Origin of the sequence: Azospirillum rugosum, assembly GCF_017876155.1 — a bacterium.
Classification (GTDB): domain Bacteria; phylum Pseudomonadota; class Alphaproteobacteria; order Azospirillales; family Azospirillaceae; genus Azospirillum; species Azospirillum rugosum.
This window is the reverse complement of the sequence record NZ_JAGINP010000001.1, coordinates 122071-143423: the sequence shown is the minus strand read 5'-3', so window position 1 is coordinate 143423 and position 21353 is coordinate 122071. Positions and strand designations below refer to the sequence as shown.

Annotated in this window: 22 protein-coding genes; 4 read left to right on the top strand and 18 right to left on the bottom strand. The window is 69.0% G+C overall.

The annotated features are described in order from the left end of the window. The 13 genes from J2851_RS00665 to J2851_RS00605 all read right to left on the bottom strand — a co-directional run bounded on the left by J2851_RS00665 (window position 1) and on the right by J2851_RS00605 (window position 13047). Complete coding sequence (locus tag J2851_RS00665; RefSeq protein WP_209762366.1) at window positions 1-396, bottom strand: NifB/NifX family molybdenum-iron cluster-binding protein; 396 nt, start codon at window positions 394-396, stop codon at window positions 1-3. A 76-nt stretch (window positions 397-472) separates the two neighbouring features. Further along, complete coding sequence (locus tag J2851_RS00660) at window positions 473-994, bottom strand: MarR family transcriptional regulator (RefSeq protein WP_209762363.1); 522 nt, start codon at window positions 992-994, stop codon at window positions 473-475. A gap of 293 nt (window positions 995-1287) precedes the next feature. Then, the gene (locus tag J2851_RS00655; protein ID WP_209762360.1) at window positions 1288-2100 is read right to left on the bottom strand and encodes a DUF2076 domain-containing protein; all 813 of its coding nucleotides are present in this window, start codon (window positions 2098-2100) and stop codon (window positions 1288-1290) included. Window positions 2101-2228: 128 nt separating this feature from the next. After that, window positions 2229-4643, bottom strand: coding sequence for an endopeptidase La (lon, locus tag J2851_RS00650; RefSeq protein ID WP_246500327.1), 2415 nt, complete (start codon window positions 4641-4643; stop codon window positions 2229-2231). A gap of 11 nt (window positions 4644-4654) precedes the next feature. After that, a complete protein-coding gene (locus J2851_RS00645) occupies window positions 4655-5062 on the bottom strand; it encodes an Hsp20/alpha crystallin family protein (protein WP_209762355.1) in 408 nt (135 codons plus the stop codon). A gap of 38 nt (window positions 5063-5100) precedes the next feature. Continuing rightward, window positions 5101-5400, bottom strand: coding sequence for a DUF2934 domain-containing protein (locus J2851_RS35480; RefSeq protein WP_246500326.1), 300 nt, complete (start codon window positions 5398-5400; stop codon window positions 5101-5103). A 193-nt stretch (window positions 5401-5593) separates the two neighbouring features. Then, window positions 5594-5851 (bottom strand): hypothetical protein, encoded by a 258-nt coding sequence (locus tag J2851_RS00635; RefSeq protein ID WP_209762352.1) that lies wholly within the window; start codon window positions 5849-5851, stop codon window positions 5594-5596. 36 nt (window positions 5852-5887) lie between these two features. Next, window positions 5888-6190 carry a type II toxin-antitoxin system RelE/ParE family toxin gene (locus J2851_RS00630; protein ID WP_209762349.1) on the bottom strand — a complete coding sequence of 101 codons (303 nt, stop codon included), beginning with the start codon at window positions 6188-6190 and terminating at the stop codon, window positions 5888-5890. A gap of 319 nt (window positions 6191-6509) precedes the next feature. Continuing rightward, window positions 6510-7334: a universal stress protein gene (locus J2851_RS00625; RefSeq protein WP_209762346.1), complete on the bottom strand. Its 825-nt coding sequence runs from the start codon at window positions 7332-7334 to the stop codon at window positions 6510-6512. 151 nt (window positions 7335-7485) lie between these two features. Continuing rightward, the gene (locus J2851_RS00620; RefSeq protein WP_209762343.1) at window positions 7486-9327 is read right to left on the bottom strand and encodes an autotransporter domain-containing protein; all 1842 of its coding nucleotides are present in this window, start codon (window positions 9325-9327) and stop codon (window positions 7486-7488) included. A gap of 260 nt (window positions 9328-9587) precedes the next feature. Continuing rightward, window positions 9588-10112 carry a hypothetical protein gene (locus J2851_RS00615; RefSeq protein WP_209762340.1) on the bottom strand — a complete coding sequence of 175 codons (525 nt, stop codon included), beginning with the start codon at window positions 10110-10112 and terminating at the stop codon, window positions 9588-9590. A gap of 93 nt (window positions 10113-10205) precedes the next feature. After that, window positions 10206-11903, bottom strand: a complete 1698-nt coding sequence (locus J2851_RS00610) for a DHA2 family efflux MFS transporter permease subunit (RefSeq protein ID WP_246500325.1) — start codon at window positions 11901-11903, stop codon at window positions 10206-10208. Between the two features lie 37 nt (window positions 11904-11940). Continuing rightward, complete coding sequence (locus tag J2851_RS00605; RefSeq protein ID WP_209762337.1) at window positions 11941-13047, bottom strand: HlyD family secretion protein; 1107 nt, start codon at window positions 13045-13047, stop codon at window positions 11941-11943. 218 nt (window positions 13048-13265) lie between these two features. Here J2851_RS00605 and J2851_RS00600 point away from each other — a divergent pair, with 218 nt between their 5' ends. The 4 genes from J2851_RS00600 (at window position 13266) to rodA (ending at window position 15783) form a co-directional block, all read left to right on the top strand. After that, window positions 13266-13886 carry a TetR/AcrR family transcriptional regulator gene (locus tag J2851_RS00600; RefSeq protein WP_209762334.1) on the top strand — a complete coding sequence of 207 codons (621 nt, stop codon included), beginning with the start codon at window positions 13266-13268 and terminating at the stop codon, window positions 13884-13886. Between the two features lie 83 nt (window positions 13887-13969). After that, window positions 13970-14170 carry a hypothetical protein gene (locus J2851_RS00595; RefSeq protein ID WP_209762331.1) on the top strand — a complete coding sequence of 67 codons (201 nt, stop codon included), beginning with the start codon at window positions 13970-13972 and terminating at the stop codon, window positions 14168-14170. After that, window positions 14167-14472, top strand: coding sequence for a type II toxin-antitoxin system RelE/ParE family toxin (locus tag J2851_RS00590; protein WP_209762328.1), 306 nt, complete (start codon window positions 14167-14169; stop codon window positions 14470-14472). The genes J2851_RS00595 and J2851_RS00590 overlap by 4 nt, the downstream gene beginning before the upstream one ends. A gap of 138 nt (window positions 14473-14610) precedes the next feature. Beyond that, window positions 14611-15783: a rod shape-determining protein RodA gene (gene rodA, locus J2851_RS00585; protein ID WP_209762325.1), complete on the top strand. Its 1173-nt coding sequence runs from the start codon at window positions 14611-14613 to the stop codon at window positions 15781-15783. A gap of 417 nt (window positions 15784-16200) precedes the next feature. Here rodA and J2851_RS00580 read toward each other — a convergent pair whose 3' ends face one another. The 5 genes from J2851_RS00580 to J2851_RS00560 form a co-directional block, all read right to left on the bottom strand. Further along, a complete protein-coding gene (locus tag J2851_RS00580) occupies window positions 16201-17505 on the bottom strand; it encodes a hemolysin family protein (RefSeq protein WP_209762322.1) in 1305 nt (434 codons plus the stop codon). 24 nt (window positions 17506-17529) lie between these two features. Next, window positions 17530-18204, bottom strand: coding sequence for an exopolysaccharide biosynthesis protein (locus J2851_RS00575; protein ID WP_209762319.1), 675 nt, complete (start codon window positions 18202-18204; stop codon window positions 17530-17532). 144 nt (window positions 18205-18348) lie between these two features. Continuing rightward, window positions 18349-19569 (bottom strand): sensor histidine kinase, encoded by a 1221-nt coding sequence (locus J2851_RS00570; protein ID WP_209762316.1) that lies wholly within the window; start codon window positions 19567-19569, stop codon window positions 18349-18351. A 13-nt stretch (window positions 19570-19582) separates the two neighbouring features. Next, window positions 19583-20680: a cobalamin B12-binding domain-containing protein gene (locus tag J2851_RS00565; protein WP_209762313.1), complete on the bottom strand. Its 1098-nt coding sequence runs from the start codon at window positions 20678-20680 to the stop codon at window positions 19583-19585. 120 nt (window positions 20681-20800) lie between these two features. After that, the gene (locus tag J2851_RS00560; protein WP_209762310.1) at window positions 20801-21235 is read right to left on the bottom strand and encodes a response regulator; all 435 of its coding nucleotides are present in this window, start codon (window positions 21233-21235) and stop codon (window positions 20801-20803) included. Window positions 21236-21353: the final 118 nt, after the last annotated feature.

The following is a 21353-nucleotide window of genomic DNA, read 5'->3' as shown; positions in this document are numbered from 1 at the left end:
TCAGCCCTCCGACGGGCCATGGGCGTGCTCATGCCCATGGTCATGATGCTCATGGGGGAATTCGGGCTCCGGCGCCGTCTTCACCACGCCCGCGAGGTGGTCGCGAATCGCCTGCACGGGATCGGTCTCGGTGGTGGTCACCGGCTCGATGCCGCGGCGGCGCATGTGCTTGATGAAGCCCTGGCCGGAGCTTCCGGTGATGACGACCGCGACCTCGTCGATCGGGTGGGGGCGGCCGTCGCCGGCGAGGTGAAGCACCTCGTCCTCGGCCAGCTCGATGCGCTTGACCTCCACCGGGTCGCGGCCGGCCTCCGCCTCGTACACCAGGAAGCGGCGGGTGCGACCGCCGTGGGTGGCGATGCTGCGGTAATCCTGCGTGCCGACGGCGATCCTCATGCGCGACCTCTCCTGCTGCGGGCGCGCCACCGTCGCACGGCGAAACGGCGCCCGCACTGAGGGAGGTCAATGCGCGTTACAGGATCTCGGTTTCGTCGGAGCGGATGACGTCCGTCCACTTGCGCTCCAGCCGGCGCAGGGTGCGGTAGGTGACCTCGAAGTCCTGGGTGTCGCCGTCGGTGCGGATCAGCCCTTCGGAATGGACCGACGCCATGTGGCGCAGCCGTTCGCACAGCTCGATGCCCTTGGTGGACAGCTTCAGCCGGGCGGCCCGCTTGTCGCGCGGCGAGGCGGTGCGGTCCACATAGCCGGTGTCCACCAGCTGCTTCAGATTGTAGGACGCGTTGGAGCCCAGATAGTAGCCGCGCTCGATCAGGTCGCGCACGCTGATCTCCCCGTTGGAGATGTTCAGCAGCATCATGACCTGCACCGGGCTGATGTCATCGACGCCGATGCGTCCCAATTCGATGCGCAGCACATCCAGGAACCGGCGATGCATCCGTTCGATGATGCGCGCCACCTCATGGTACATCTGGGTGGCGGTCGCCTTGTCCTTGCGCGCGGCGTCTTCCGTCAATGGTTGGGCGAGCGTCGACATGGGCCTCGGGGTCTTCGTGGGAGGGCGGGAATACTCTCCGTATCGAAAACACCGTAGGGACCGAACTGTTTAAGATATGTTAACTGTGAACGACGGGGCGGCGGCGCATGCTTGCCAATCCTTGGCGGGCTTTTGCGCCGGTCCCATTCTTGTCACGGTTTGTCCTCGGCGCTGGACCCCCACCCTAACCCTCCCCCACTTCGCAGGGGAGGGAACTCCGCCGCACGCCCCTCAAAGCCCTCCCCCGTCGAAGATGGGGGAGGGTTGGGAGGGGGCCCAGCGCAACCACTCCATCACACCCAATTGTCGTCGCCGCCACCGCCGCCATCGTCGAAGCCGGGGTCATCCATCCCCGGGTCGTCGTTCTGGTAATCGACGTCCCGCGCGGTGTTGTCGGGCAGGAAGCCCTGCTGGTCGTCGCGCCCGGCCGAATCGCCAGCCGAGTCGCCGTAGTAGTTGTTGATGATCGTCTCGCTGGGGCCTCCCGTCGGCGCCGCCATGGCGGAGCCGAAGGGACCCGGGGAGTGATGGAGCAGCGACGAGATGGCGCTCGCCGCCAGCATGCCGCCGGCGACGCCGGCCGCGGTCTGGGCGGCGCCGCTCAGGAACCCGCCGCCGCGCGGCGCGAAGGCCTGGGCCTGCGGGGCGTAGCCCGGCTGCGGCGGATAGCCGGGCGGGGCGTAGCCGCCGGACTGCCCATAGCCCGGCTGGGGAGCGCCCCACGGGCCACGGCCGCCGGAGGGCGGGACCGGGTTGTAGGCGGGATCGGGCGCCCGCGGTTCCTCCGACCGGCTGCCCCAGGGGCTGCCGCGGCCGAGGCCGAGCGCGTTGGACAGGAAGCTGCCGCCGCCCGCCGGCTGCGTTTGCGGCTGCGCGCGCGACTGCGCGTCCTTCAGCTGCTGCTCCAGCTCCTCGATCCGCTTCTGGGCGGCGGTCAGCGCCTGCTGCTGCACCAGGACGGACTGCGCCATGTAATAGGACGATGCGGGCTGGGACTGGACCATCTGCTGGATGAAGCGTTCCGCCTCCTGGTCGCGCGGCTGGTTCTCCACCTCGCGCAGGTGCCTGAACAGGTCGGACAGAAGGTTGCGTTCCTCGGGCGTCATGCGGATGTCTCCTGTGCGCGCTCTTCTCGGGCGCTACCCATCATGTGGAGTCCCCGCCCCCTTCGGGACAAGGGTGCCCCACATTAAACGATCGTCACCAACCGATCATCACCGGCGCCGGCGACCGCTCATCCCACCTTCCGCTGCGTTTCGGCTTCCGCCGGGGCCAGCGCCGCGCGCACCGCGTCGTCCACCCGCTCCAGCCAGACGAAGCTCAGCTGGTCGCGCACGGCGGCCGGGATGTCGTCATAGTCCTTGCGGTTGCGGGCCGGCAGCATCACCGTCTTCAGCCCGGCGCGCTGGGCGGCCACCACCTTCTCCCGGATGCCGCCGACCGGCAGGACGAGGCCGCGCAGGCTGATCTCCCCCGTCATGGCCGTGTCGGCGCGCACGCAGCGGCCGGACAGCAGCGACACCAGCGCAGTGAACATCGCCACACCGGCGGACGGTCCGTCCTTCGGGATGGCGCCCGCCGGGACGTGGACGTGGATGTCGAACTTGTCCAGCCCCTCCGGGTCGAGGCCGAGGTCCTTCACCCGCGACTTGATGAGGCTGAGTGCCGCCTGCGCGCTCTCCTTCATCACGTCGCCGAGCTGTCCGGTCAGGATCAGCCGGCCGGAGCCGGGGAAGCGGCTCGCCTCGATGAACAGGATGTCGCCGCCGACCGGCGTCCAGGCGAGCCCCGTCGCCACGCCGGGCACGCTGGTGCGCATCGCCACGTCGTTCTCGAACCGCGGCGGCCCGAGGATTTCGGTCAGCATCGGCGGATCGACGCGAAGGCTCTGCACCTGCCCTTCCGCGATGCGCACCGCGACATGGCGCGCGACGGCGCCGATCATGCGCTCCAGGTTGCGGTTCCCGGCCTCCCGCGTGTGGTCGCGGATGATGGCGCGGAGCGTGTCGTCGGGAATCTCCAGCTGCTCCGGCTTCAGCCCGTTGGCCGCCAACTGGCGCTTCACGAGATAGCGCTTGGCGATCTCCAGCTTCTCGTCCTCGGTGTAGCCGCTGAGTTCGATCAGCTCCATGCGGTCGCGCAAGGGGCCGGGGATGGTGTCCAGCACGTTGGCCGTGGCGATGAACATCACCTTCGACAGGTCGAAGGCCACGCCCAGGTAATGGTCGCGGAACGTGGCGTTCTGCTCCGGATCCAGCACCTCCAGCAGCGCCGCGGACGGGTCGCCGTGGAAGCCCTGGCCCAGCTTGTCCATCTCGTCCAGCATCAGCACGCAGTCGCGCGTGCCGGCCTTGCGGATCGCCTGCACGATGTTGCCGGGCAGCGCGCCGACGTAGGTGCGGCGGTGGCCGCGGATTTCGCTCTCGTCATGAACGCCGCCCAGCGACACCCGCGCGAAGGCCCGCCCCGTTGCCCGCGCGATGCTCTGGCCGAGCGAGGTCTTGCCGACGCCCGGCGGCCCGACGAAGCACAGGATGGGGCTGCGCCCTTCCGGGTTCAGCTTGCGGACGGCCAGGAATTCCAGGATGCGGCGCTTGACCTTCTCCAGCCCGTAATGGTCCTCGTCCAGGATGCGCCGCGCCTCGGCGATGTCGATGCTGGATTCCGACAGGCGGTCCCAGGGCATCTCGATCAGCCAGTCCAGGTAGGTGCGCACCATGGAGTATTCCTGGGCGGCCTCCGGCATCCGCTCCAGCCGGCGCAGCTCCTTTTCCGCATGCTCGCGCACGTCGGGCGGCATGCCGGCCTTGACGATGGCGTCCTGAAGCTCCCCGATCTCCGCCTGCCGGCCCTCGTCGGCCTCGCCCAGTTCCTTCTGGATGGCGCGCAGCTGCTCGCGCAGCAGGAATTCCCGCTGCCGCTCGTCCATGGCCTCCCGCGTCCGCTCGCGGATGTCGCGGGAGATGCGCAGCACCTCGATGCGCTGGGCCAGCAGGCTGCCGACCTTGTCCAGCCGCTCCAGCAGGTCGACGGTTTCCAGAACCCCCTGCTTTTCGGCGGGTTTCAAGTCCATGTAGCTGGCGGTCATGTCGGCCAGCTCGGCGGGGCTTTCGATCGCCTGCACGGCGGCCAGCAGCTCCTGCGGGGCCTGGGGCAGCAGCTGGAGCGCCTCCACCGCCTCGTTGCGCAGGTTCAGGAAGCGCGCCTTCACCTCCGGCGAGTTGGTGTCGCTCTCCTCAACCATCTCGACGCGGGCGGCCATGAAGGGATGGCCCGACACCCACTCGACCACGCGGAAGCGCTGCAAGCCCTGGCAGACCAGATGGTGCGCCCCGTCGGGCGTGGTGACGTAGCGCAGGATGTTCGCGGTGGTGCCGATGCGGTGCATGTCGGCGCCGGTCGGCTCCTCCACCGCCTCGTCGCGCTGGAGCAGGATGCCGACCGCCCGTTCGCGCCGCGCCGCCTCCTGCGCGGCGGCGACCGACCGCGCCCGGCCCACCGTCACCGGCAGCACGACCCCCGGGAACTGCACGAGGTTCCGCACGGGGATGACCGGAATCACATCCTCCGGCAGGCTGTCGGCGGCGGCATCGGTGGTGGTGTCGGCAGCCGCGTCGGTGGCTTGGTCCGTGGCGTCGTCGTCCGTCATGCGTCTGTCCTTCAACCCATCTTGTCAAGCGCCAGCACCAGGCAGCCGGCGACGAGGTCGCGTCGGCCCATGCGGAAAGCGCCGGCGGGCAGTTCGATGCGCCGCTCGAAGCGGCCGTGGGGGATTTCCAGCCGGTGGATGATGCCATCCCGGCCGAGCGGCAGGGACCGCTCGCCGGCGACGACCAGGACCCCGTCCTCGATGGCGATGTCCAGCTGGTCCGCCGCGACGCCGGGAAGGGCCACGACGATCATCACCGCGTCCTCCGTCTCGTAGACGTCGACCGGCGGGGTCCAGCAGGCCCGGCGGGAGCCCGGTGGCGCCGGGCGGAAGAACTGGCGGTGCAGCCGCTCGGCACGGTCGAGCAGCTCGACGGCCTCCGACCACATGAAGGAACCGGGATCGCGGCGGGGTGGCATGGAACCTCCTCGGCTAAGGGTCAGCGTCGTGGGGACGGTCAGGCACCGCCGCCGGCTTCCTCGGCGGCGCCGGGCGCGCGATCCTCCGCGCCTCGCCGGCCATCCTGCGGTTCGTTCTCGATCCCCATCATGCCTTCCGCGGCGCGCCCCAGGTTCCCGCTCCCGGACACCACGTTGGCGTCCATGGCTTCCTCCGGGTGGGGCGTTGCCTGGGTCGCCGCGTCGCCGTTGCCGAGTTCCCGGCAGGCCCGCTCCCAGTTCTCCGCATGCCGGCCCTCCGGACGCCCTTCCTGCTCCCAAATCTCGTAAGCCCGCTGCCGGATGCGGTTTTCGTCCATGGCGCCTGCGTCCCTTCCCGTTGTTGCCCGATGGCCGCAGCGCGATGGCGCGCCACGGCATCCCCGGCGTTACGGCCGGGGCGCGTTCGTTGGCTTAGCAACGGCGTTGGGAAGTCGGGCGTTCCGCTGTCCGTCCGGACATCAGACGGAAGAGGAAGGCGTGGCCTTTTTGAGTCGCGGAATCGTTGAGATTTCAACCATGTCCGCCCCCATGCCCATCCGGCGGATCGGGCCGCCCGATGTCGTCGTCATGGCCGCTGCGGTTGCTGAGGAAGACCAGCGCCATCAGCCCGATGGCGACGGCGCTGGTCAGCACCGCCCCGGCGATCATCGCCAGCAGCCCCTGAAGGCTGAGGCCGAAGGTGTCGAACCCCTGCGCCGCCCAGGCACCGACCAGCACGACGGCGACCAGGACGGGACAGACGATCAGGAAGACGCGAAGCCAGCTCATGCACAGTCTCCAGGACAGGCGGGCGGCGAGGCAGCGCTAGGATCGATTTTGCCTCGGCATCCAGACGCGCAGGACGTCGACGTCGCCCGCCTCCTGCAACAGTCCGGTGTCGTTCTCGACCTGATAGATGATCGTGTGCTGTTCGACCACCAGTTCCCGGGTGCCCGGCTCGTCGCCCGGATGGCCCAGAAACGGCCTTTCGGCGAGGGAGCGCAAAACGCGGGCGATCCGTCTCGCCCGCTCCTTGGCCCGCGGGCCGGCGCCGGGTTGACCAAGCCACGCTCGGATGATGCCAAGGTCCCGCGTCGCGGCCGGGGACAAGAACACGCGGCGGGCCATCAGGGACGCGGCTTAGACACCAGGGAAGGTTCGGGAATGGGGCGCTCGTCCGATGTGTCCCAGGACTCGATCCAAGCCTCGACCTCTTCCAACGGAATACGCCGGCCAGCGGCGATTTCCGCGCGCCCAAGTGCGACGGCGGACCGCTTCTCCGCCGATCCGGGTTGTCGGGGAATGGGCGCAGGGGTGTGGGGAAGGGATCCAGCCATGGCTCAACTCTAGCAGTCGTTCGGCGTTCCCGCCAGCGGCGGAGCGAAAACCCGGTCACGCCGTTTGGGCCGCGTGGCCGGGCTCTGCCCCGTAAAAAATTGCCCCCGCCTCAGTGCGACAGCAGCAACGGCACCGGGCTGGTGCGCAGGACGTGGCGGGTGCCGCCGCCGCGGTGCAGGAAGGGGAAGCCGTAATGGCCGTGCGCGCCCATCACCAGCAGGTCGGCGCCGGCGTCCATGGTCCGGGCAAGCAGCGCGTCCATGGCGCCGATGTCGGACACGGTGAAGTGCGTCTGCTCCGCCTTCACGCCGTGCAGGGCCAGATGCTCCAGCAGGCCGACGCGCTCGGTGTCGGACACGTTGGCGGCCGCGGCCTGGGTCAGCACGGTGATGACGGTCACCTCGCTCGCCGTCGTCAGGAACGGCATGGCGTCGCCGAGCGCGCGGGCGGCCTCCCGCTCGGCGTTCCAGGCGACGGCGATGCGCTTGCCGATCGTCGGGAACACGCCGGCGTAGGGCACCACCAGCACCGGACGGCCGGAGTTCAGCACCACCTGCTCGTTCAGCTCCTCCGGCGCCGCGCCGTCGCCGGCGCTGCGGTCGTACTGGCCCAGCACGGTGATGTCGGCGAAGCGCGACCAGATGATCGTCTCGCGGATCACGTGGTTGTACTCGCCGTGCGACAGCGCGTGCCAATGGCCCTGGAGGCCGGCGGCCTGCAGCTTGGCGCGGAACATCTCCTCGCTGGCGGTGGCGGACTGGTCCAGATGGTCGCTCGACCGGCGGGCGATGATGCTGGTCGAGTTGCGGTCCGGCTGCGCGAACAGGCCGCGCAGAAAGGCGCCATGCCGCTTGGCCAGCGCGACGGCCGCGTCGAGCCGCTTCTCCACCTGTGGACCGGAATCGAGATGCACGAGAATGTGCTTGTAGGACATGAGAACTCCTCCCGTTTTTCTTGTGCAGCCGGGCGGGCCGCGAGGATGCCCATCGCCGCCAATTGTCCAACGAGCGTGAAAACAACGCCAGCACGAAAACCCGATGGCACACGAAAGAAATGCGGCGGCGCGGGACGAACGCGCGTCCTGCCTAGAACCGCACGCCCACGCGGGCGGTGAAGGCGTGGTTGTGGCCGTCCGCGCCCGACAGCTCCGCCCGATAGCCGACGGCGGCGGTCACCGCCTGCCCGATGTTGGCCGACAGGCCGGCGCCGACCACCAGCGCGTCGCGCCCGATGCCGCTGGGGTTCACGCTGTTGGAGGCGCCGCCGGGAAGGATCACCGTCACCGTGCGCGGGTCGTCGGCGAACTCGTGCTCCCAGGCGAGCGCGAGGCTCGGCTCCAGCACCGCCTGCCCGATGGTGAAGCTCGTGGAGGCCTCCGCCCCGACGCTGCTGGCGACCGACCGGGCGCTCTGCCGCTCGGTGCGCAGCGACAGCGGCCCGGCCCCAGTCTCGCCGTAGCCGTCGATCTCCGAGTAGAGATAGCGCAGCCCGAGCCGCGGCCCGACGGCGAAGCGCCCGACCTGCGCGGTGTAGCCGCCGGCGACCGAGAATCCATAGGTCTGTCCGTCGGTCTCCGCCGACGCGACCGGGAAGACCGCGAAGCCCGTGTTGCGGTCGATGTCGCCGTAATGGTCGAAGGAGACGCTGCCGAGTATGGCGAGGGAGAAGCCCTGCGCCTCGGTGATCGCGTGCAGGCCGATGATGGTGCTGGTGACGCCGACCTCCCCTTCCCCCTTGTCCAGGGTCGCGTGCCCGCGGGCGCCGCCGACCGACAGGCCGACGCGCGTCGACGGGTTGATCGTGTATTGCGCCCCGACCCCGCCGACCTGGGTGTCGTAGCGGAACCCCGCCTGTTCCGAATTGCCGGCGAGCCGCCCCCAGGAGGCGTCGCCGATCAGGAAGGCGGACAGCGGCCCGTCCCCCATCTTCTCCACCCGCGATCCGGCCGCCGTCCCCAGCGCCGTGCCGGTCACGGAGCCGAGCAGCGCGCGGTGCCAGCCGCGTGAGATGTCAAAGGCCAGTTCCGGTTGCATCGCCACCGTCTCCGCTGCGTCGTTCAGCGCCAGGACGGCGCCCTGCATGTATTGCGCGATCAGCAGGTGCGCGGCGCGGGTCGGGTGGATCTCGTCCCAATAGACGGTCTGGTCGACCTGCGCGTCGGTCGCGCAGGCGCCGGTGGCCTTGTTGCCGGAAATGCAGGGCGTCAGCGCGTTGGTAAAGCCGTAGGCGGCCGGGTTGGCCGCCACCGCCCGGTACAGCCCGTTCACGTCGGCGACGATGATCTTGACGCCCAGCCGCGTCTCCAGGTCGTTCATCGCCTGCTGGAGCTGCGCGTTGTGCGACCCGGTGACGAGGTTCAGCAGGGCCGCGCGGTCGGTGCCGCGCGTGTCGGGGATGTTGCCGAGGTCCGGCAGGTTCGGCACCAGGAAGGTGCGTCCGCCCAGCGCCGCCAGCCGCGTCACCGCCGTGGAGATGTTGCCCACCGTCTGCGCGATCAACGGGGCCGGGTCCTGCCCCGCCTTGACGCCGTTGAAATAGTCGTTGCCGCCCGCCCAGACGGTGAAGATGCCGCCGCCGCGGTTGCCCGGCCCGGTCAGGGCGAACTGGCTGACCTGCCCCAGCACGCCGGGGACGTTGGATGGCGATAGCGTCCCGGTTTCCGCGCCGCCGTAGGCGTAGTTGCTCTGCTGGTTGGGCGTGGCGCCGACGAGCGGCGCGAAGCGCTCGACCCAGATCGGGCCGTTGGAGAAGCGGCCGTCGAAATAGGGCGGGCTCTGCGGGATCAGGCCCTGCGTCAGCTCAAAGACGCGGCCGGTGTCGGACAGGCTGTCGCCGAAGACGAAGGTGCGGTCGAAGGGCACCGCCCCCGCCGCCCCCGGCAACGCCGCCAGCGCCGCCACTCCCGCCACCATCCCAATCGCGCGCATAATTCCTCCGCCGCTGTCCCGCTGGAAACAGCGCCGGGCGCCGTCGTGGCGCGTCGTCGCGGGCGTTACCGCCTTTTCGCGTGGATGAGAAGCCTTCCGGACACGTTCATCGGAACAAGAGGTCGTTTTTCTTGGGTCATCCACGGGGCCGCGCTTGCATGGAGCGGCCCCGTGGAGGAGGCAAGACCTCGAAACTGCACCGGGCGGCGCCGCAACGGCGGGGCCGCCCGTTTTTCATGAGCGCCCTTTACCGATGGCACTCACACGACGCCGCCGCCACCCCGGAAGTTCAGCAGGCTCGGCGCCTTGTCGATGATCTCCTCCAGGATCAGGGAGGCCGTCTCCAGGTCGCGCTCCAGCTCCGTGCCCAGCTTGCCGGCGTAGCTCGGCCGCTTCAGCTTCTCGTGCGCGTCGTGCAGGCTGCGCAGCTCCGCCACGAAGATCTCGCGCGCACCCATGGGCAGGATCGGGTTGGCCGACAGCACGAAGAAGAATCGCATGCTGGCGCGCACCAGCAGGGCCAGCATGACGGTGTCCAGCCGCTCGAACTGGTCGCGCAGGTCGTCGGAGCGCGTGTCCACGAGGTTGCGCAGCCGCTGCTCGATCAGGATGACCAGCGCCTGGAACTCCCCGACCTTGTCGCGGAAGTCGCGGTAGGCGCCGAAACTGTGCTTGCTGGCGTCGTGCTCGGCGCGCTGGGCAAGCTTCGACGCCTCGCGGCACTGCCGCTCCAGGGCGGACAGCAGCTCCGTGACCTCGGCGCGGGTGTACTGGCGCTTGCTCATGGCGGCGGGGCGGTTCTTTGATTGCGAAGGCCCGCCCTATAGCACGAACACGCGCCCCGGGTCACCGTGGCGCGTGTTCGCAACCGCGAAGGTTCAATGATCCGCGGCAGCAGGCTTGCCGCCCGGCCGCCGGACCAGCGGCATCAGCAGCAGGGCGGAGAAGAACACCCCGGCCATCAGCAGCAGGCAGTCGTTGAAGGTCAGGACCAGTGCCTCGCGCTGCACGATGCCGGCCAGCGTCTTCATCGCCGCCCCCTGCGGGTCGAGCACCATGCCGTCGAACTTGGCGGTCAGCCCGTCGATGGTGTCCTGCACCAGCGGGCGGGCCATGTTCAGGTTGTCGCCCAGCCGGTTCATGTGCAGGGCCAGCCGGTCGATCAGCACCGTGTTGATCGCCGCCAACCCGATGGCGCCGCCCAGGTTGCGCATCAGGTTGTAGAGGCCGGACGCGTTCTTCAGCTGCTCCGGCGGCAGTGTGCCGAGCGCGATGGTGTTCACGGGGATGAAACACAGCATCAGCGACAGCCCGCGCACCGCCTGCGGCAGGAACAGCTCCCAGAAGCCGGACTGGTTGGTCAGCTGCGCGTTCAGCCAGACGCCGGTGCCGAACAGCGTCAGCCCCATCCCCAGCATGACGCGCAGGTCGACCTTCTTCGACAGGGCGCCGGCGATGGGGGCGGACATGAACTGGAAGGCGCCGGTCACGAACATGATCGTGCCGATCTGCAGGCTGTTGAAGCCGCGCACCCGCGCCAGGAACAGCGGCTGCAGGTACACGGCACCATACAGCCCGATGCCGATGATGAAGCTGTAGAGCGAGCCGATGGCGAAGTTGCGGTCCAGGAAGGCGCGCAGCTCCACGATCGGGTTGCGGTAGGTCAGCACCCGCCAGAAGAAGCCGACGCAAGCCACCGCCGCGACGACGGCGAAGGCCGCCACATACTCGTCCTCGAACCAGTCCTGGCGCGGCCCCTCCTCCACCACGAACTCCAGGCTGCCGAGGAAGGCGGCCATCAGGCCGAGGCCCAAGAAGTCGAAGCCCCGGCGCAGCGCCGGGTTCGGCTTGTCCACGTCGACCAACGTCCAGACCAGCGAGGTCACGGCGATGCCCGGAAGGACGTTGGCCAGGAACAGCCAGTGCCAGGAGAAGCTCTGCGTCAGCCAGCCGCCCAGCGTGGGGCCCAGCGTCGGCGCCATGGTGGCGACCAGCCCGATCATCACCGACACGCCGGCCCGCTTTTCCGGCGGGAACAGGGAGAAGCTGGTGGCGAAGACGGTCGGGATCATGGCGCCGCCGATGAATCCCTGGAGCGCCCGCCACACGATCATCGATTCGATGCTGGAGGTGAAGGCGCAGGCGACGCTGGTCAGCGTAAAGCCGGCGGCGGCGAAGGTGAACAGCACCCGGGTGGACAGGATCCGCGCCAGCATGCCGGACAGCGGGATCATCACCACCTCGGCGATGAGGTAGGAGGTCTGCACCCACGAGATCTCGTCGGCGCTGGCCGCGAGGCCCGCCTGGATCTCCGACAGGGAGCTGGAGACGATCTGGATGTCCAGGATCGCCATGAACATGCCGACGACCATGGACAGGAATCCCGCCCAGTCGCGGCCCGTGACCTTGCGGAACGCTCCCGCACCGGGAGGCGGATTCGCTTGTGAAGGGGCCGCCGCGTCCCGACCCGCGGGGGTGGGGGATGGAAGCCGGGGCGCGGCGGCCTCGCCACCCGCGGCCGTCGGGGGAACGGCGTTGCGGGTGGAAGGCGTGTCGTCGTTGGTGATGGCGGTCATGGTCGCCCTCTCCAGGACGAAAAGAGTTTTGCTGCGGTTACTTCGATGCGACGGCCTGGCCGGGCCGCACGGCACCGAACACGGACCCGGCGACGTGCGGGGCGTCGCCTGAGCCGCGGGTGTCAACCTCGGCGGTGACCGACAGGCCGGGGCGCAGCAGGCCGGCCAGCGCGTTGTCGTGCGGCAGGGCGATGCGCACGGGCACGCGCTGGACGATCTTGGTGAAGTTGCCGGTCGCGTTCTCCGGCGGCAGCAGGCTGAACTGCGAGCCCGAGGCCGGCGCGAAGCTCTCCACCTTGCCCTCCAGCCGCTTGCCGGGGTAGGCGTCGATCTCCACGGTGACCGCCTGTCCCGGCCGCATGCGGCTGAGCTGCGTCTCCTTGAAGTTGGCGACCACATAGACGTCGGGCAGCGGCACCAGCGACAGCAGCTGCACGCCGGGGCGCGCGTACTGGCCGACCTGGACGCCGCGGTTGCCGACGACGCCGTCCACCGGCGCGCGGATCACCGTGTTGGCAAGGTCGTTGCGCGCGGTCTGCAGCGCCGCCTCGGCCTGGCGCAGGCGCGCCTCCGTCTCCACCCGGCTGGCGTTCAGCACGCCGACCTGGTCCTTTTCCGCGTCCAGCGCGGCGCGGGCCTTGTTGGTCGCGGCCACCGCCTTGCGCAGATCGGCGTCGGCCGTCTCAAACTTCTGCTTGCTCGCCCAGCTTTCGTTGGCGAGCGCGCGGGTGCGGTCGAAGTCCTGCTGGGCGCGCCGCTGCTCCGCCTCCGCACTGGCGACCGAGGCCGCGGCTTGGTCGATCAGCGCGCGCTGGAGTTCCAGCTTGCTGGCGATGGTGCCCAGCGCCGCCTTCTGCCCGGCGACGTTGGCCTCGGCCTCCGCGACCTTGGCGGTGAAGTCCTGATCGTCCAGCACGGCGAGCACATCGCCGGCGGCGACCTGCTGGTTCTCGGCCACCCGGACCTCCCGCACATAGGCGGAGACCTTCGGGCTGACCACGGTGATGTCGCTGTGGACATAGGCGTTGTCCGTCGACTCGATGAACCGCCCTTCGGTCCACCAATGCCAGCCGCCGAACCCGCCGCCCACCAGGGCGGCCACCGCGACTCCCGACAGAACGATCTTCCGAACGCCCTTGGCCATGTGTCTTCCGTCCATCCCATTCCGGTCCAGGAAGCCCTCCCTCGGGCCTCGCACAAACTGAACCGTTCAGTTTAGTCTTGCGGAAACATGGAGGACGGCCTACCTCTTGTCAAGAGTGAACTGAACGGTCTAGTTTTAACGGCAGGGATTGAGGTTCGATGCGGAACGCGGTACGGCATCGTGACGTTGCCCGCACTGTGGCAGGACGCGAGGAAGCCATGAACACGCTGGTCGCCCCCACCCCGGAAGCAGGGTCGAAGCCGGCCCAGATCCTGGACGCCGCCGGCAAGCTGTTCCTGGACCATGGCTATGGCGCGGTCAGCATGGACGCCGTCGCCAAGATGGCCAACGTGTCCAAGGCGACCCTCTACGCCCATTTCGGCAGCAAGGACGAACTGTTCCGCGCCATGGTCGCCTGCGTGTCCAAGGGACAGACGCTGGTCGCCATCTGCGAGGAGGCCAAGCGGCTGGACGTCGCCGACGGCCTGCGCCTGATCGCCCGCCATTTCGCCGACCTCGTGATGTCGCCGCGGGCGATGGCCGGTTACCGCGTCGTGGTCGGCGAGGCGCACCGCTTCCCCGAACTCGCCCAGGCCTTCTACGAGGCCGGCCCTGCCAAGACCATGGAGCAGATCGTCGGCTACATGGTGGAGGTCAACCGCAAGGGGCAGCTCTCCATCCCCGACCCGCAGCTCGCCGCCGAACAGCTGGTGGGCCTCGTGAAGTCGCACACCCATCTGCGCTACATGCTCTGCCTCGCCGACCGCCCGTCGGAACAGGAGCTGAACCGCATCATCGACGGCGCCGTGAACCTGTTCATCAAAGGCTACGCGGCGTAACGACACAGTCCTGTCGATCGCTGGATGCTGACACACGCACCGGTGTGCGTTATCCTAAGGCCCGCACCTTAATGGAGGTCGCAATGCCCGATGGTCGCTCCGTTCCGGCCCCCTCGCCGTCGGATTGTCCACTCGACTTCGATCACCAGACCTTCGTCGCGATGCTGGAAGAGGGCCTCGCTTCCTTGGCGTCGGAGGGTGCCGTCAGCCCGGATGAGCTGGATCGCATGATCGACGCCGCCTTCGACGAGCAGGACGCCCAAGCGGCCAAGACGCGGTTATGACCGCGTTCCGGCTGTCACCGAAGGCCGCCCGCGATGTCGTGTTGCTGCTGGTGGACAGCCGAAGCCGGTGGGGCGATCTGGTCGCCCGCCGAACGCGGAAGCGGTTGATCGCCCGCTTTTCCGCCATTGCCTCGGGAGCCGCGCAAGGTCACCGCCGTTCCGATGTCCCCGACCACCTTCCCTTGCGCTTTGTCCTCGAACCTCCGTTCGTCATCGCGTTCCATGCGGAAACGCGGGAAATCATCCGCGTCTTCCATGGTCGTCGCGACATCGGTGTGACGCTGGTCGAAGACGAGGGCTGAACCCGACAATCCCCGCTATCCGTGCCTTTTCCTGGCCGGCATGACCGGGTGGCTTTACCGGACGCGATCGCTCGTGCAGTATCCGGCGCGCAAGGCGGGCCGCAGAGTGCCGCCATCCCGATACAACGCACGTCTCACATGGTCGCGGTCCTTTCGAACCACGGGTCGGGCGGGTTGGCCCCGCAGCGCCCGCAGCTCACGCTCGGCAGCAAGTTCCGCATGATCAACTGGGGCCTCGTGTTCCTGGTCTGCGTGATCACCTCGGTCGGCGTCGGGCTGCTCTATTCCGCCGCGGGCGGCAACTGGAAGCCCTGGGCGCAGCCGCAGCTGGTGCGTTCCATCCCCGGCTTCGTCCTGATGCTGGGCATCGCGCTGATCGACATCCGGTACCTGATGAAGTCCGCCTACGTGATCTTCGTCCTGGTGCTGGGGCTGCTGGTCGCGGTGGAGCTGATGGGACGCATCGGCATGGGCGCGCAGCGCTGGATCGACCTGGGATTCTTCCAGCTCCAGCCGTCGGAGTTGATGAAGCCGGCCCTGACGCTGGCGCTCGCCCGCTATTTCCACGGCGTCTCGCTGGACCAGATCGGGCGGCCGCTGCTGCTGATCCCGCCGCTGCTTCTGGTCTTTACGCCCGTGGCGCTCGTGCTGATGCAGCCGAACCTCGGCACCTCCCTCCTGCTGATCATGGGCAGCGGTGCCGTCTTCTTCGCGGCCGGGGTGCGCATCTGGAAGTTCCTGCTGGTCATCGGCGGCGGCCTGTCGGCCATCCCCATCGCCTGGGAATTCCTGCACGACTACCAGAAGCAGCGCGTCTACACCTTCCTGGAGCCGGAGACCGATCCGCTCGGCGCCGGCTACAACATCCTCCAGTCGAAGATCGCGCTGGGCTCCGGCGGGCTGTTCGGCAAGGGCTTCATGGCCGGCTCGCAGAGCCAGCTGATGTTCCTGCCGGAGAAGCACACCGACTTCATCTTCGTCGTGCTGGCGGAGGAGTTCGGCATGGTCGGCGCGCTGACCCTGCTGGCCCTGTACCTGCTGCTGCTGATCTACGGCGTGGTGATCGCGCTCAGCTGCCGCAGCCAGTTCGCCCGCCTCGTGGCGGTCGGCCTGACGGCGCAGTTCTTCCTGTACGTCATGGTCAACGTGTCGATGGTGATGGGGCTGATCCCGGTCGTCGGCATCCCGCTGCCGCTGGTGTCCTACGGCGGGTCGGCGATGATGACGCTGATGGTCGGCGTCGGCCTGCTGCTGAGCATGTCCGTCCACCGCGAGATCCGCATCCCGAAGAGCGGCGTCACCGACGTGTGACGCCGCTCTTCACCGTCATCCCCGCAAAGGCGCTACGGTATGCACACATCTCGCGGATGCGGCAATGCATTGAGCAGCATAGAAAAAGCCCCTCTCCCCTTGGGGGAGAGGGGTTGGGGTGAGGGGTCGTTACGGGCGGCAGCCCGGAGAAAATTTCAAACCCGGCCGCGGTGGATGGTTCCGGCCGGCCTGTGGCCGGCGCCACCCTCACCCCAAACCCCTCTCCCCTCAAGGGAGAGGGGCTTTTCCTCCACTGTATCAGCCACTTACCGCAATGGCGGAATGTGTGCATACTTTAGCGCGAAGGCGGGGATCCAGAAAACCTTACCGACAGGCGGCTGATATGCCCTGGATTCCCGCTTTCGCGGGAATGACAGTGGAATGTGGATGGATATTCAGAGGGAGGGTGTCATGCCCCTACCCCTCCGACACTTCCTCGTTCTGCTGGATCAGCACCTTGTCGATCCGCCGGCCGTCCATGTCCACCACCTCGAACCGCATGCCGCCCCAGTGGAAATGCTCCGCCGCGGTGGGCACGTGGCCGAGGTGGTCGAGCATGAAGCCGGCGATGGTGTGGAAGTCGCCCTCGCCCTTCAGCCCCTTCACGCCGACCAGCGCCTCGACCTCCTCGATGGGGGTCATGCCGTCGACCAGCCAGGAGCCGTCCTCGCGCTGAACCGCGCCGCCGTCGCCCTCCTGCCCCAGTTCGGGCATCTCGCCGGCGATGGCTTCCATGATGTCGGTGACGGTGGCGATGCCCTCGACGCTGCCGTACTCGTCCACCACCACGGCCATGTGCACGGTCGCCTGCTTGAACAGCTCCAGCAGGCGCAGGACCGGCGTGCCGTCGTGCACGATCAGCGGCTTCACCATCGCGGCGCGCAGGTTGAAGGGCTGCCCCTGGAGCGACTGGTCGAGAAGCGCCTTGCTGGAGACGATGCCCTGCACCTCGTCCACGTCGCCGCGGCAGACCAGGAAGCGGGAATAGCCGCTGCCGTGGATTTCCCGCGCGATGGCGTCCGACGGGTCGTCGAGGTCGAGCCACACCAGATCCGGGCGCGGCGTCATGATGGAACGCACGGTCCGGTCCGAGAGGTGGAACACGCCCTCGATCATCTTGCGCTCGGCCGGCTCGAAGACGCCGGTCTGCGTGCCTTCCTTGATGAGGCTCTTCACCTCCTCCTCGGTGACCGTCTGCTCGCGGGCGGTCGGCAGGCGCAGCAGCTTCATCAGCCCTTCGGTGGACACACCCAGCAGCCAGACCAGCGGCAGGCAGATCCGCGACAGCACACCCATGGGGCCGGCGACGGAGGCGGCGATCCGCTCCGCGTTCACCAGCGCCATGCGTTTGGGCACCAACTCACCGACGATCAGCGAGAAATAGGTGATCAGCGCCACGACGATGGCGAAGGCCACCTGCTGGCCGTACGGGGCAATCCACGACACCTCCCGGTCCAGCACGACGCCCAGCCGGTCGGCCAGGGTGGCGCCGCCGTAGGCGCCGGCGATGATGCCGATCAGCGTGATGCCGACCTGCACCGTGGACAGGAAGTTGCCGGGGTCCTCCGTCAACGCCAGTGCGGCGCGGGCGCCCTTGCTGCGCTTTTCCTCGGCCATCTGCTGAAGCCGCGCCCGGCGCGACGACACCAGCGCCATTTCCGACATCGCGAAAAAGGCGTTCAGCAGGATCAGCAGAATGATGACCAGTACTTCCCAGATCATGGCGTCAAGCCCGCGGGCGCTCCCTCAACCGAAGATTTTGTGGAACATAAGAACCGCGGCCTGCCCGAGCCCGAGCACGACCGCGGCGACGATGGCGATGGCGACCAGCCCGGCCGCGAGGCCGGCGGCCACGAAGGCGCCGTCCTTCTCGATCAGGCCCAGCGCGATCAGCGCGATCGCGAAGGCCGGGGGCTGGTTGCCGAAGACGATGGGCAGCGCCAGGACGGCCGCCAGCACGATGACCGCGAGGCCGAGCAGCCGCTCCGCCGTTCCGTCGGTCAGCGCCGGCAGGCGCGGGCGCAGGTGGCGCTCCAGGCGGTCGATGGTGGGGTGGGCGCGCTTGACCACGCGCAGGAAGGCGTCGCGGTCCACCGTGGCGGCGGCCACGCGGCGCGGCAGCCAGGGGCGGTCCAGCCCCATCAGCATCTGGGCGCCGATCAGGATCATCGGCAGCCCGGTCACCGTGGACAGGCCCGGTACCGGCAAGACGTTGGGAATGGACAGGAGGAGAAGAAGCGCCCCGAAGGCCCGGTCGCCCAGGATGCCCATCAGGTCGCCCAGCGCGATGCGCTCGCCGTGGTCGTGCGACAGGAAGTCGTCCAGCAGGGCCGAGGCGGGATTGCGGCACGCGTCCGCCGTCGCCTCGGAACCGGTGGACGTCTCGGGAGGTCGGCCCTCGGGAGATTGGCCGTCGCTCACGGCGCTCCCCTTGGGGGCCGTGCGTGGCAGCGGGAGGGTAAACCCATGGACCTTTCGCGACGCAGCATCAGAGGAGTCCCTTCTACAGGATCAGCCGGGCGGGCGCCAGAGCCCAGGTGAGCGTCGGTACGAAACCATTGCGTATCAATGATTTGCCGAACCGACCGGCAGGTCGACCGTGAAGGCCGAACCCCGCCCGGGGGCCGAATCGACCGAAATGCGCCCGCCGTGGCCTTCCACGATCGTGCGGCAGATGTAGAGGCCGAGGCCGACCGTCGTCTCCCCCGCCGTGCCCAGCGTGCCGGACCGGCCGAAGGGCTGGAACAGCTGCCCAAGCTCCGCTTCCGGGATGCCGCGGCCGTTGTCGGCCACCACGATGCGGGCGTGCGGACCGGCTCCGGCGCTCCCTTCGGGCGTTGCACCCACCGTCACCCGGATCAGGGCGCCGCGGTCGGAGTATTTGATGGCGTTGGACAGCAGATTGTTGAGCACCTGCTCCACCTTGGCGGGGTCGACCTCAACCGCGCGCGGGGCGTCGTCGTTCACGGACAGCTCGATCGTCATGGCCTTGCCATCGGCCAACACCCGGTTCATCGAGACGTTCCGCCGCACCAGCTGAACGAGGTCGGTCGGCCGCCGCACCAGGCGCAGCCGCCCGGCCTGCACGGCGGCGAGCGACAGCGCGTCCTCCACGAGGTGGCGCATGAACAGGCTGGATTCGCGGATGCGCTCCAGGCAGCTGCGCTCCGCGTCCTCCAGCCGCCCGCCCAGCCGCTCCTCCAGGATCTGCGCGAAGCCCGCGACGACCTGGAGGGGGGAGCGCAGGTCGTGCGCGAGCATGCCCATCAGCCGGTTCTTCTGCTCGTTGCTGGCGGCCAGTTCGGCGTTCGCCTTGGCCAGCGCGCGCTGGGCATTGGCAAGGTCGCTGTTGAGGCGCGACATCTCCTCGAACAGGGCCTCGACCGACGCCCCGTCCATGGGGAACCCGCCGCCGGCCGGGCGGACCGCCCCCAGCGCCCGCACGCGCAGGGCGAGCGCCGGGTCGTTCTCCGCGACCTGTTCGGCTATGGCGTGCACGGCCATCGGCGCGCGGGCGACCGTCAGCACCAGACCCTCCGCATCGCGCCACCCGGACAGGTAGAGCGTGCCGCCCTGCTCCTGCGGCGACGCGAGAGGCCGGTCGAGCACGAGCCCGGTCCGCCGCAAATCGGCGAACAGGTCGAGCGCGCGTCCGACCGCGTCCGGCCCGAACAGCATCGGAAAGGGCCGTCCAGCCTCGGGGTGCAGCTCCGGCAGGCCGGCGCCGGTGGCGTGCGTCGTCCGCAGCCGCCCGTCGAGGTCGCAGGTCAGGACCAGCGCGTCCATCCGCACTCTCCCCTTACGCCGCGCCCGGCAGGGTGTCGGCCAGCGCCGCGGCGACCGTCACCGCCTCGGCGGCGGTCGCGGCGCAGGCGTCCGCCCCCACGGCCTTCCACAGGTCGGGCACCAGGTTGAACGGATAGCCGCCGACCAGGATGCGCAGGGGGCGGTCGCCCAATTCCGCCCGTACGGCGGCGATCAGGTCCGTGACGGTGCCGACATGGGCGCTGATGGTGGCGGACACCGCCAGGATGTGGGCGTTCCGCTCACGCACCGCCTGCACGATGGCGCGGGCCGGCGCGTTGGCGCCGAGATAATAGGTGTCCCACCCGGACATCTCGAAGAAGTCGGCCACCATGCGGATGCCAACCTCGTGCAGTTCCCCGCTGACGCAGGTGGCGACCATGGATCGGTGGCAGCGCTCAGTCGCGAAGATGCGCGGGTAGAGCTGGGCCATGACGGCCTGGGTGGCGGCGGTGGCGAAATGCTCGTGCGCCACGCTGATCGCCCCGGTCTGCCACAGCCGCCCGACCTCGCGCAGCGTCGGCTGGAAGACGTCCAGGTAGACGTCGGCGACGGCCATGCCGCCCTCAACCCTGTCGAGCACCAAGGCGGTCGCGCCGCGCCGGTCGCCCGCCAGCAGGCGGTCGAGGTAGGTCTTCGCGAGATCACCGTGCGGAGCGTCGTCGCGGACGAAGCGCGGGACGTCCACCGCCATGCCCGGCAGCCCGTCCAGCGCCGCCGCGACGCAGGCCTCCACCCGCTCCGCCGTCGCGCCGTCGACCCGCGCAGCGATCACATCGCGCAGGATCTCCAGGCTCTCCCCCAGCTCCTCCACCGGAATCCCGATGTTGGCGAACAGCACCTTGACCCAGCCGACATACTCGCGGAACAGCGCCGGGCTGTTCGCCGCGACGGCCTCCGCCAGATACAGCACGTGGAAGCGCAAATCCTCGGCGCACTTGTCGCGGCCCGCCTCGCCGTAGCGCGCGTAGAGCGCCGGCCACCGCTCAAACTGGATGGCGACCACGGCGCGGGACAGCTCGTCGCACCGGCTGGCGATGGGGTTGGGAGGTGGACGGACGGGGCGCATTCCGGCCTGAATGGTCCCCAGCATGGCGCGGCGTCTCCGATCTGCATCACGGTTCGGAACGATAGTTGCGCAATTGCGGCCGACCTTACAACCTCCGCACCGTCACGATCCCCGAATTTGCCCAGCCCGGGGTCGCTGCGATCGTCACCGCCCCTTCTGGATCACGAAGCTCAGGCGCTTGATCAGGTCGGCCTTGGACACCGGCTTCACCAGATAGCCGGAGATGCCGTAGGCGATGGCCCGCTTCACCGTGTCGGCCTCGCGGTGGGCGGTCAGGACGACCACCGGCAGGTCGGCCAGCGGGTTGCCGGTCGCCGTGCGCAGCGCGTGCAGCAGGTCCAGCCCGCTCATCCGCGGCATCTCCAGGTCGCAGATGGCGACGTCCACCTCGCCCGCGTGCTTGCGCAGGATCTCCAGCGCCGCCATGCCGTCCGACGCCTCCCACAGGCAGCGCACCTTCAGATCGTGGAGAAGCCGGCTCATCAGCCGGCGCGTGAAGTCGTCGTCCTCGACCAGGAGAACGCCGAGATCGTTGATGGCCCTGATTTGAGAAGCACTGTTCGCGCCGTCGGTCAGCATCCCTGGAACCCCGCTCCGCCCACAGCGGCGTTGCAGATCACGCCGCGCCAAACACGTTAACGCCGCTGCGACGGATAGAGAAGCCTCCAAAAGGGGAAACGGAATTCATATTTACAAC

Coding starts and splice junctions, on each gene's coding strand:
- J2851_RS00665 (WP_209762366.1), bottom strand. CDS start 396: ATGAGGATCGCCGTCGGCACGCAGGATTACCGCAGCATCGCCACCCAC.
- J2851_RS00660 (WP_209762363.1), bottom strand. CDS start 994: ATGTCGACGCTCGCCCAACCATTGACGGAAGACGCCGCGCGCAAGGAC.
- J2851_RS00655 (WP_209762360.1), bottom strand. CDS start 2,100: ATGACGCCCGAGGAACGCAACCTTCTGTCCGACCTGTTCAGGCACCTG.
- lon (WP_246500327.1), bottom strand. CDS start 4,643: ATGACGGACGACGACGCCACGGACCAAGCCACCGACGCGGCTGCCGAC.
- J2851_RS00645 (WP_209762355.1), bottom strand. CDS start 5,062: ATGCCACCCCGCCGCGATCCCGGTTCCTTCATGTGGTCGGAGGCCGTC.
- J2851_RS35480 (WP_246500326.1), bottom strand. CDS start 5,400: ATGGACGAAAACCGCATCCGGCAGCGGGCTTACGAGATTTGGGAGCAG.
- J2851_RS00635 (WP_209762352.1), bottom strand. CDS start 5,851: ATGAGCTGGCTTCGCGTCTTCCTGATCGTCTGTCCCGTCCTGGTCGCC.
- J2851_RS00630 (WP_209762349.1), bottom strand. CDS start 6,190: ATGGCCCGCCGCGTGTTCTTGTCCCCGGCCGCGACGCGGGACCTTGGC.
- J2851_RS00625 (WP_209762346.1), bottom strand. CDS start 7,334: ATGTCCTACAAGCACATTCTCGTGCATCTCGATTCCGGTCCACAGGTG.
- J2851_RS00620 (WP_209762343.1), bottom strand. CDS start 9,327: ATGCGCGCGATTGGGATGGTGGCGGGAGTGGCGGCGCTGGCGGCGTTG.
- J2851_RS00615 (WP_209762340.1), bottom strand. CDS start 10,112: ATGAGCAAGCGCCAGTACACCCGCGCCGAGGTCACGGAGCTGCTGTCC.
- J2851_RS00610 (WP_246500325.1), bottom strand. CDS start 11,903: ATGACCGCCATCACCAACGACGACACGCCTTCCACCCGCAACGCCGTT.
- J2851_RS00605 (WP_209762337.1), bottom strand. CDS start 13,047: ATGGCCAAGGGCGTTCGGAAGATCGTTCTGTCGGGAGTCGCGGTGGCC.
- J2851_RS00600 (WP_209762334.1), top strand. CDS start 13,266: ATGAACACGCTGGTCGCCCCCACCCCGGAAGCAGGGTCGAAGCCGGCC.
- J2851_RS00595 (WP_209762331.1), top strand. CDS start 13,970: ATGCCCGATGGTCGCTCCGTTCCGGCCCCCTCGCCGTCGGATTGTCCA.
- J2851_RS00590 (WP_209762328.1), top strand. CDS start 14,167: ATGACCGCGTTCCGGCTGTCACCGAAGGCCGCCCGCGATGTCGTGTTG.
- rodA (WP_209762325.1), top strand. CDS start 14,611: ATGGTCGCGGTCCTTTCGAACCACGGGTCGGGCGGGTTGGCCCCGCAG.
- J2851_RS00580 (WP_209762322.1), bottom strand. CDS start 17,505: ATGATCTGGGAAGTACTGGTCATCATTCTGCTGATCCTGCTGAACGCC.
- J2851_RS00570 (WP_209762316.1), bottom strand. CDS start 19,569: ATGGACGCGCTGGTCCTGACCTGCGACCTCGACGGGCGGCTGCGGACG.
- J2851_RS00565 (WP_209762313.1), bottom strand. CDS start 20,680: ATGCTGGGGACCATTCAGGCCGGAATGCGCCCCGTCCGTCCACCTCCC.
- J2851_RS00560 (WP_209762310.1), bottom strand. CDS start 21,235: ATGCTGACCGACGGCGCGAACAGTGCTTCTCAAATCAGGGCCATCAAC.